13 protein-coding genes are annotated in these 9,388 nt (G+C 36.7%); 7 read left to right on the forward strand and 6 right to left on the reverse strand.

From position 1 onward, the window contains the following. On the forward strand, positions 1-249 hold a 249-nt coding region (locus COL05_RS31655; protein ID WP_218937614.1), incomplete at its 5' end, for a hypothetical protein. A 20-nt stretch (positions 250-269) separates the two neighbouring features. On the opposite strand, the gene COL05_RS30335 is transcribed toward COL05_RS31655, so the two are convergent. The 3 genes from COL05_RS30335 to COL05_RS30345 are packed head-to-tail and all read right to left on the reverse strand — an operon-like array spanning position 270 to position 2,136. Further along, the gene (locus tag COL05_RS30335) at positions 270-446 is read right to left on the reverse strand and encodes a ComZ family protein (protein WP_048527481.1); all 177 of its coding nucleotides are present in this window, start codon (positions 444-446) and stop codon (positions 270-272) included. Between the two features lie 53 nt (positions 447-499). Next, positions 500-1,372 carry an NAD-dependent epimerase/dehydratase family protein gene (locus tag COL05_RS30340; RefSeq protein ID WP_142337738.1) on the reverse strand — a complete coding sequence of 291 codons (873 nt, stop codon included), beginning with the start codon at positions 1,370-1,372 and terminating at the stop codon, positions 500-502. Positions 1,373-1,401: 29 nt separating this feature from the next. After that, positions 1,402-2,136, reverse strand: a complete 735-nt coding sequence (locus COL05_RS30345) for a lipase family protein (RefSeq protein ID WP_029437835.1) — start codon at positions 2,134-2,136, stop codon at positions 1,402-1,404. A gap of 156 nt (positions 2,137-2,292) precedes the next feature. Here COL05_RS30345 and COL05_RS30350 point away from each other — a divergent pair, with 156 nt between their 5' ends. After that, entirely contained in the window at positions 2,293-2,475 is a 183-nt protein-coding gene (locus COL05_RS30350; protein WP_098671313.1) for a YjzD family protein, read from the forward strand. 31 nt (positions 2,476-2,506) lie between these two features. On the opposite strand, the gene clpB is transcribed toward COL05_RS30350, so the two are convergent. Both clpB and COL05_RS30360 read right to left on the reverse strand, forming a co-directional pair. Then, a complete protein-coding gene (clpB, locus tag COL05_RS30355) occupies positions 2,507-5,107 on the reverse strand; it encodes an ATP-dependent chaperone ClpB (protein ID WP_098671314.1) in 2,601 nt (866 codons plus the stop codon). 210 nt (positions 5,108-5,317) lie between these two features. Continuing rightward, positions 5,318-5,497: a YjzC family protein gene (locus tag COL05_RS30360; protein WP_000531421.1), complete on the reverse strand. Its 180-nt coding sequence runs from the start codon at positions 5,495-5,497 to the stop codon at positions 5,318-5,320. A gap of 491 nt (positions 5,498-5,988) precedes the next feature. Between COL05_RS30360 and COL05_RS30370 the strand changes: the two genes are divergently transcribed. The 3 genes from COL05_RS30370 to COL05_RS30380 all read left to right on the forward strand — a co-directional run bounded on the left by COL05_RS30370 (position 5,989) and on the right by COL05_RS30380 (position 7,242). Continuing rightward, positions 5,989-6,798: a Cof-type HAD-IIB family hydrolase gene (locus COL05_RS30370; RefSeq protein ID WP_044792712.1), complete on the forward strand. Its 810-nt coding sequence runs from the start codon at positions 5,989-5,991 to the stop codon at positions 6,796-6,798. Between the two features lie 105 nt (positions 6,799-6,903). Further along, positions 6,904-7,044, forward strand: a complete 141-nt coding sequence (locus COL05_RS30375; protein ID WP_000516816.1) for a hypothetical protein — start codon at positions 6,904-6,906, stop codon at positions 7,042-7,044. After that, positions 7,045-7,242: a DUF3813 domain-containing protein gene (locus COL05_RS30380; protein WP_000527393.1), complete on the forward strand. Its 198-nt coding sequence runs from the start codon at positions 7,045-7,047 to the stop codon at positions 7,240-7,242. It begins immediately after the preceding gene. Between the two features lie 25 nt (positions 7,243-7,267). Here COL05_RS30380 and COL05_RS30385 read toward each other — a convergent pair whose 3' ends face one another. Continuing rightward, positions 7,268-8,125: a YitT family protein gene (locus COL05_RS30385; protein ID WP_000364426.1), complete on the reverse strand. Its 858-nt coding sequence runs from the start codon at positions 8,123-8,125 to the stop codon at positions 7,268-7,270. 100 nt (positions 8,126-8,225) lie between these two features. On the opposite strand from COL05_RS30385, the gene COL05_RS30390 reads away from it, so the two are divergent. Then, positions 8,226-8,357, forward strand: a complete 132-nt coding sequence (locus tag COL05_RS30390; protein ID WP_001120845.1) for a DUF3941 domain-containing protein — start codon at positions 8,226-8,228, stop codon at positions 8,355-8,357. A 130-nt stretch (positions 8,358-8,487) separates the two neighbouring features. Beyond that, on the forward strand, positions 8,488-9,345 hold the full coding sequence (prsA, locus tag COL05_RS30395; RefSeq protein ID WP_098671315.1) for a peptidylprolyl isomerase PrsA: 858 nt from the start codon (positions 8,488-8,490) through the stop codon (positions 9,343-9,345). Positions 9,346-9,388: the final 43 nt, after the last annotated feature.

Raw genomic sequence — 9,388 nt, forward strand, 5'->3', positions numbered from 1 at the left:
ATTTTGAGGTGGGGGTCTTACTGCCCATTAAAGTGGGATAAAAAAGCCCGAACCGCTTCTACTTACGGTTCGGGCCTCTCTTCCATCCAAAAAGATGCTTTTTTATTCTTTTTCTGCTTTCCTTCTAAACTAGAGAGTTCTCCTCACTACTTTTTCTTTATCCTCTTCATATCTCTGGTTTTTCCACAGGCGAGAATAAAAAAGGCCCTGACCGCTTCTATCCACGGTTCGGGCCTCTCTTCCATCTAAAAAGATGCTTTTTTATTTTTTTATTCTTTTTCTGCTTTCCCAAGTTCATATGCTTCGTTCATAACCTTCATCAATAACTCTAATACTGGTTGTGCTTTTTCCATATCAAGCGCAATTCCATTATCATCTAAAATGGCCTTTGCTTCTGGTAAATGCTTCATTGCGATTTGTAAAAATTGCATGCTTTTTTCATTCATATTACGTTCTTCCTCTCCATTAAAACTTTCACATACATAGTGTAACACGCTCGCTACCCTTCGTATAACTCTTTATATTTTTTCATATGCGCTAATTGTTTATTTAAACCGTATTCTAACGGCGTATTTCTTTTTATCGAAATCACCTCTACAGCTGCATCTGTTTCTTCCTCATTCTCTTTATTTACTTTATCCTCTGCACGTAAAAGATTCATACCTTTTTTCCATAATGATTTTTTGCCACTAAGTAAGTTGTATATACCGAGATGCCCCTCGTTCATTCCATTTTCCCATAAGTATTCACATATATCTTCCACATACAGTAGATCCCTTCCGTTTTCCTCACTCGCATAATGGCACTCTTTCTCACCCAATTCCGATAAAATGAGCTGATGATACATCATAAAAGATGGTTGCCATGGCCCATATAATGTAGGAACTCGAAATACACTATATTGTATCTCTCCTTTTTTCAATCCTTCTTCCACTTTCGAAAATAAACGTTTATTTTCGGATTCATCTGCGTTTCCTACTTCAATAGAAGAAATTAGATTTAACTTCACTTTATGTTCTTCACATAGTCTTACAATTCGCTTTAAATACTGTAATATAACTCTTTCATTCCGAAAGCCACTTTGTTGATTTGGTTCATACAAGCAAAAGTAAACTGTATCGAACTTCTCTCCTTCTACTGATTTCCATCCCTCTTCATCTCTTATTGAGTAATACGTAAATAACGCATTCCGCCCAATTAACAATAATTTCTCTTCATTAATCTTTGTCATGTTCTCGAATTCATCAAAATCAAGACCGTACACTTCTACTTCTTCTGCAATCATTTTATTCACAAGGTGATAACCTACAAACGTAAGTGCACCTATAATTAGCACGCGTTCCATACCACCAACCCTTTCTCCTTGAAACAAATAGCTCCTCATTTATGTATATGGGAGCTTCACAATTCTTCTTCATATTTTTTAAAGAAATCAGTCGTTTGCCTAACCATTTTATATTTCACATCTTGCAGATGGAATAAGACAGAAGTATCACATTGATTGAATTGCCTCATTTTCTCATATTTACGTAACAACTGTTTTCTTCCTCTTTTTTCTTGTGTTGATACGAAAACTTTAACAGGTACACAAGACGGAAGAAGCGTAAATGATTTCTTATTTATTTTTGATTCTAATTCTGCTTCTTTGGAATCATACGCCAAACATAATTCCTTTACGAGTCTCTTGTAAAAAAACTTATGCTCTTTCTCAAACTCCACATATTCCGGTAAATCTAAACACGGATTTAACATAATGACAGAGCGTATACATTCAGGGTATTTGTTCATCATTTCAAGCGCTACAAGTGCACCCATACCATCTGCCATAATGTGCATTTTCGCATTCAATGTCTCTTTTCTCAACACAACATCATATAAGCGTTTTGCTAGACGAACAGACTGGTCATTTCCCCAATGCCTTCCGTATAAATTAGAAGAAAAGACCGTATAGCCTTCCTCAATAAGGCCATGTAAAAAATAAGATCTACCTGCATGCTGTGTCCATAAACTTGTACCATTCTCAATAAAGTAGTTGTAATCACCGAGAAGCATTACAGAAAATCCGTTTGGCTTCTCCGGTAAATAAATAACGCATGGTTCTTTTTCTAAGTAAAAAAAACGTTCCGTAATACTCATTTTTTCCCCGCCTTATTTTCTAAACGTATAAAAGTACTCTTTAATAATGTATGAACGGAATGCAATTTTGCGTTGAAAAATCTACAAATATTTTTCTATATTCTTTTTTCAATTGTGTTACAATAAGGACAGATTGAACGAATAGAGGTGTAAAATATGCGTTTCATTTGGGCATTAATTTGGTCGTTCTTGCTTGTACATATGATGAGCTACGTAATCGGCTCTATGACTGGCGGTGCATACGATTTTAACCAAGCGTCTATTTTCTCAGTTGTTCTTGCAGTATTAGTATTAGCGATTGCAGCTGCGATTCCAAACGAGCCAGTAGAACAACACTAAAAAGAGTCCGGATTTTATCCGAACTCTTTTTTCATTTCACATGAACGACTAATTCGTTGTTTTCTACATCAACCACTACATGACTATTGTCAGTAATCGTACCTGCAATTAATTCTCTCGCTAATTTCGTCTCAACTTGACGCTGTACATATCGTTTTAATGGACGAGCTCCGTACATCGGATCAAATCCAGCTTCTACAACAAATTCTTTCGCTGCGTCTGTTAATTCTACTGTAATATGACGGTCAGCTAAACGACCTTGTAGTTCTTTTACAATTTTATCAACAATACCTTTAATTTCATTCGTTGTAAGAGGTTTGAATAAAATAATTTCGTCGACACGGTTTAAAAACTCTGGTCGGAAATGTCCTCTTAATTGTCCCATTACAAGTTCTCTTGATTCTTCTTTAATGGAGCCATCTTCTTCTAATCCATCTAATAAATGAGCAGATCCAATATTTGAAGTCATAATAATAACCGTGTTTTTAAAGTCTACTGTACGTCCTTGCGAATCTGTAATGCGACCGTCATCTAACATTTGTAATAAAATGTTGAATACTTCTGGATGCGCTTTTTCAATTTCGTCTAACAAAATAACAGAATACGGTTTACGTCTTACTGCTTCTGTTAATTGACCGCCCTCTTCATATCCAACATATCCAGGAGGCGCACCAATTAAGCGTGACACAGCATGTTTCTCCATATACTCAGACATATCGATACGAATCATTTGCTCTTCACTATCGAATAATGACTGCGCTAACGTTTTTGCAAGTTCTGTTTTACCAACACCCGTCGGTCCTAAGAAAATGAAGGAACCAATTGGACGGTTCGGGTCTTTAATACCCGCGCGTGCACGAAGAACTGCGTCTGATACTAGACTTACCGCTTCCTCTTGTCCGATGACACGTTCTGATAAAATTTGCTCTAAACGTAGCAATTTCTCACGTTCACCTTCAACGAGTTTTGCAACAGGAATACCAGTCCAGCGCGAAACAATATCAGCAATTTCTTCTTCACTTACTTCCTCACGTAATAAACGATTTTCTTGTTTATTATGTGCGCCCATTTCTTCCGCTTCTTTTAACTCTTTTTCAATTGCAGGAATTTTTCCATGGCGAAGTTCCGCTGCTTTATTTAAATCGTAATTCCCTTCTGCTTCTTCTAATTCACGGCGCAGACGCTCTAAATGTTCACGTAAATCACGAACTTTGTGAATATCTTCTTTTTCTTTCTCCCATTTCGCTCTCATACCACTTGCAACTTCTTTTAAATCCGATAATTCACGTTGCAACGTTTTTAGACGTTCTTGGCTACCAAAGTCCTTTTCTTTTCCAAGAGCCGCTTCTTCAATTTCCAGCTGCATAATGCGGCGCGTTACTTCATCTAATTCTGTCGGCATAGAATCGATTTCTGTACGAATTGTTGCACACGCTTCATCGACAAGATCAATTGCTTTATCTGGTAAGAAACGGTCCGAAATATATCGATCTGATAAAACTGATGCTGCTACAATCGCGCGGTCATGAATATTTACACCATGATAAATTTCAAAACGCTCTTTTAAACCACGTAAAATGGAAATTGTATCTTCAACAGTTGGTTCTTCTGCTAATACTTGTTGGAAACGTCTTTCTAACGCCGGATCTTTCTCAATATATTTACGATATTCATCTAACGTTGTCGCCCCAATACAGTGTAGTTCACCGCGAGCAAGCATCGGTTTTAACATATTCCCTGCGTCCATCGCACCTTCTGTTTTACCAGCTCCGACGATTGTATGAAGTTCATCAATGAATAATAAAATGCGTCCTTCACTCTTTTTAATTTCATTTAATACAGCTTGCAGACGCTCTTCAAATTCACCACGGAATTTTGCTCCAGCTACAAGCGCACTCATATCTAATGCAAAGATTGTTCTATCTTTTAATCCTTCAGGTACATCCTTCTTCACAATACGCTGTGCTAACCCTTCAACAATTGCTGTTTTACCAACACCTGGTTCACCAATTAAAACTGGGTTGTTTTTCGTTTTACGTGAAAGAATGCGAATTACGCGGCGAATTTCACTATCGCGGCCGATAACAGGGTCAATTTTCCCCGCTCTTACTTCCGCCACTAAATCACGACCATATTTTTCTAACGCTTCATAAGTTGCTTCTGGATTCTGACTAGTCACTCTTTGATTCCCCCGAACTGTCATTAAAGACTGTAATAAGTTATCTTTCGTAATATGAAATCTTGTGAATAATTGGCTTATATCGCCTTTTTCTTCAGTAAAAGCAAGCAATACATGTTCAACTGAAATGTAGTCATCTTGCAATTTTTCTGCTTCTTTTCCTGCCCTTACAAGTAATTGTTGCAGGGCACCTGTTATATATAATTTTCCTGCTTCTGCACCGCTTCCCGTTACAGAGGGCTTTTTCTTAATTAAACTTTCGGCGCCTTGTTTTAACGCTTCTATATCAACATTCATTTTTTGAAAAATACGTACTGCTAACCCATCTTGCTCTTCTAATAATGTAAACAAGAGATGAACAGTATCTACTTCTTGATGATGATGAGATACCGCTAAAGATTGGGCACTCATAATCGCCTCTTGTGTTTTCGTTGTCATTTGATTTAAGTCCATCTTTACAGTCCTCCAAATGTTTGACTTTCTTTGACCTTTGATTTGATTATACGCCAACTGACTTTTTTATACAATAATTTTGATTATGTATTTTCAAACTTATTATTGGAAAAAGAAAAAAGGAAAATTCATTATGCTACTTAAAAAAGTACGGTAAATGAAATTATAATGTGTGATGAAAAAAAGCCGCAATAACGATTGCGGCTTCTGTTACGGTTTTCTTTTATATGTCCACTGACGGTTATGATTTGTGTTATCTGGAAACTTTTCACCGGCAGTTAGTTTCACCATTTGCGGGTCTTTCACCATACTTCCCGTTTCACCAATTTCTACGTAAATGCCATCATTCGGCGCTTTTTGTCCAGAACGAAACCTGCGATTTTGTCCCATTTCCATTCTCCTTCCATGACGTCTTTGCCTCATTAGTATATCCATTTTAAAAGAAAGCTTGTCTGTCATGTTTAGGAAACAAGTACTATATTTCATCCTTGTACATATACATGAATGACACAAGCTTAGGAAGGGATTTCCTTCCTATTTGTAGAAAAAAAGAAACCAACCTACTATAGGCCGGTTTCAAAGGAGAGTCAAACATATACGAGAAGATTACATGTTCATTATAAGCCTCATTATACGAGCAATGTAACCCTTTTCACAATTTGTCCATAATGAAAGAAACATTGTTTGAACTTTCTAAAAAGATGTTGACTTTTCTTGATTTCCAGCGAGAAATAGTAGACACCGCAGCACTTTGCGACGTAAGATGGATATATAGTGAACTTTCCATCTTTGGCGGTCTCACCCAGTCTAACCTCTTATTTCTGCATATTAAAAACGGAAATACAGATAGATACAAAAAAATTATTATAAGAGGTGAAATTATGAACAAACAACATTTAATCGCATTAGACTTAGACGGCACTTTATTAACAGACAACAAAATAATTTCCACTCGCACAAAACATACAATTGCAAAGGCAAAGGAACAAGGACATATCGTTGTTATTTCAACAGGACGTCCATTCCGCGCTAGTTATGATTACTATAAAGAACTCGGTTTAAATACACCAATCGTAAACTTTAATGGCGCATACGTACATCATCCTCTTGATTCAAAGTGGGGCACACATCACTCTCCTCTTGAGCTAGCAACAGCGCAAGAAATTGTCCGAGCTTGCTTTGATTTTGGCGTAAAAAATATATACGCTGAAGTAATGGACGATGTGTATGTTCGTGAAATTGATGAAGATAAAAAACATATTTTCGAATTCGGTTCTCCAAAGATTTTTACAGGAGACTTATTAAATATTTTAAACGATCATCCAACTTGCTTATTAATTGACGCACATGACGAGCATTCTACTGCAATTCGTCAACATTTAACTGATATGCATGCCGAAGTAATCGACCATAGAAAATGGGGTGCACCTTGGCCGATTATTGAAATCGTAAAAAGCGGATTAAATAAAGCTGTCGGATTACAAAAAATTTCTAGTCATTATAACATTCCACAAGAACGAATTATCGCTTTCGGTGACGAGGATAACGACTTTGAAATGATTGAATTTGCTGGTCACGGCATCGCAATGGGAAATGCCATCCCTGAATTAAAATCACTCGCAAACCATACGACGTTAACAAACGAAGAAGATGGTATTGCTCTATATTTAGAAGAGGTTCTTGGATTGTAATCTAAAAATTCCCTGCTTATAGTTTCTCGCCAAACGCTCATACTATCATTAGACGCATAAGTCAGCGCGTCGATTGTTTTCAGCTAAATAAAGGGGGTTTTTCGAATGGGTAAAAAGAACAAATCAAAACGTTTTATCCAACAAGGAGCCGATGCTGTTATGAAGCATGATGCAAGATTCCCGTACAGAGGTACATTAGCTGAGGCAGAAAAAGCGAGAAGTAACTCTTCTTTTGGAGGGGTCTAAATGGGGAACTTACTATTCCAACAAGCTAGAGATGCTGTTGCAAATGCCGTATCTTGTTCAAGCGGCGCTGAGCAACAAGATCTCGTATATAGAGCAAAAAACGCGTTGCACTCTGCTTACGCAAACTCTTCAACAGCTGAAAAAGTTCAGCTACGTGAAATGCAAGAGCAGTTGCAAAACATTACGAATTTACATTAAAAAAGAGGACCAGCTTTGGTCCTCTTTAATCTTTTCGAAACAAGCCAAACACCCCAACCGTTTGCAGTACGTTTGTAAATGCACCTGGGTCCACTTGTTTAATAACCCTCTCTAATTCGTACAGTTCGTAACGGGTAATAACAATCATTAACATTTCCTTATTTTCATTCGTATACGCACCTGTTGCCGGTATAGTTGTAATCCCCCTCACTAAGCGTGAGTGAATCGCCTTTCTTACATCTGCCCCATTCTTCGTAACAATTAATGCCGTAATCTTCACATGACGCGTATGAATCGCATCGATGATTCGCGTTGACACATACAAAGTCACCAACGTATATAATGCTTTTTCCCATCCATACACATAGCCAGCAGCGATAATAATTAGTGCATTAAAGAAGAAAAAATACGTACCGACAGGCTTGTCTTTAATCTTTGATAAAATCATGGCGATTATATCTAAACCACCTGTAGAAGCCCCCCACTTCAACGCAATCCCTACCCCGATTGCTGAAATAAGCCCGCCAAAAATCGCATTTAATATGATGTCATTCGAAACTGCCCTAACCGGGATAATTTCTAAAAACAAAGTCATAAAGATAACGCAAAGAAAACTAAAGAAAGTAAAGGCCTTTCCAACCTTTTTCCAGGCTAAAATAACGACGGGAATATTAAACAAGCTAAACAATACCCCTGTTGATATGTGAATAGATAAAAAGTCACCTAATATTTGTGATAACAATTGAGACAATCCAGCAAAGCCACTCGCGTACACTTTCGCTGGCGTTAAAAATAAATTCATTCCAATCGCGTTTAACAAACCTGCGATGATTACAACGATTAACTTCTTTATAAGTTCGGCATAATTCAACTTCAAATCCATTTCTAATCCACCCTTATTATTCATGAATGCACTGCTATACATAGTCTTTACGAAAAAGGAAATGATAAACGTACAACGTTTAGAAATGGAGTTGATACATATGCCACATACGAGTGATAACGACAAAAAAGCACGCGATAATAATGCAAAACGCGCGCAAAAAAATGAGCAAGAACAAAAGAATATAGAGCAAGGTAAGCGTGCCTATTCTAAAAAGACCGATCACCTTTGATTCCATCGTACACCAACAATATTGTTGGTGTACTTTTTTTACAGTTTACAGGGAAAAAACATTAAAAATTCACTTCATGTTCACTTCTATATTCTACAATAACGATAACATATTCGGATGAGGTGTTGGCATGAGAGGGAAACACATTTTCATTATTACTGCACTACTAAGTATATTAATGCTATCTGCTTGTGGACAAAAAAACGACTCAGATACAGTCGCTACAGCAACAGACTCAACCATTACGAAGAGCGACTTCGAAAAACAGTTGAAAGATCGTTACGGAAAAGACATGCTGTACGAAATGATGGCGCAAGACGTTATCACGAAAAAATATAAAGTATCTGACGATGATGTAGATAAAGAATTACAAAAAGCGAAAAATCAATACGGAGACCAATTTAAAAATGTATTAAAAAACAATGGTTTAAAAGATGAAGCTGATTTTAAAAATCAAATTAAGTTCAAACTTGCTATGAATGAAGCGATTAAGAAAAGTATTACAGAAAAAGACGTGAAAGACCACTATAAGCCAGAAATTAAAGCGAGCCATATTTTAGTAAGCGATGAAAACGAAGCGAAAGAAATAAAGAAAAAATTAGATGCTGGTGCTTCATTTGAAGAATTAGCAAAGCAAGAATCACAAGATTTACTATCAAAAGAAAAAGGCGGAGACCTTGGATACTTCAATTCAGGCAAAATGGCGCCTGAATTTGAAACAGCTGCCTATAAACTAAAGGTCGGACAAATTAGCAATCCCGTTACATCACCAAACGGTTATCATATTATTAAATTAACTGATAAAAAAGATTTAAAGCCTTATGATGAAGTGAAAGACTCTATTCGCAAACACTTAGAAGAAGAACGTCTCGCTGACCCTATATTCGGCAAAAAACTATTGCAAGATGAATTGAAAAAAGCAAATATCAAAATAAATGATAGTGACTTGAAAGATACGTTTACTCTTGTGCATGAGCAAGGGAATTAAAAAAGCACCACCATATATTTATAAAATATATGGTGGTGCTTTT

It is taken from the genome of Bacillus sp. AFS059628 (genome assembly GCF_002571225.1).
In the GTDB taxonomy this organism is placed as follows: Bacteria; Bacillota; Bacilli; order Bacillales; family Bacillaceae_G; genus Bacillus_A.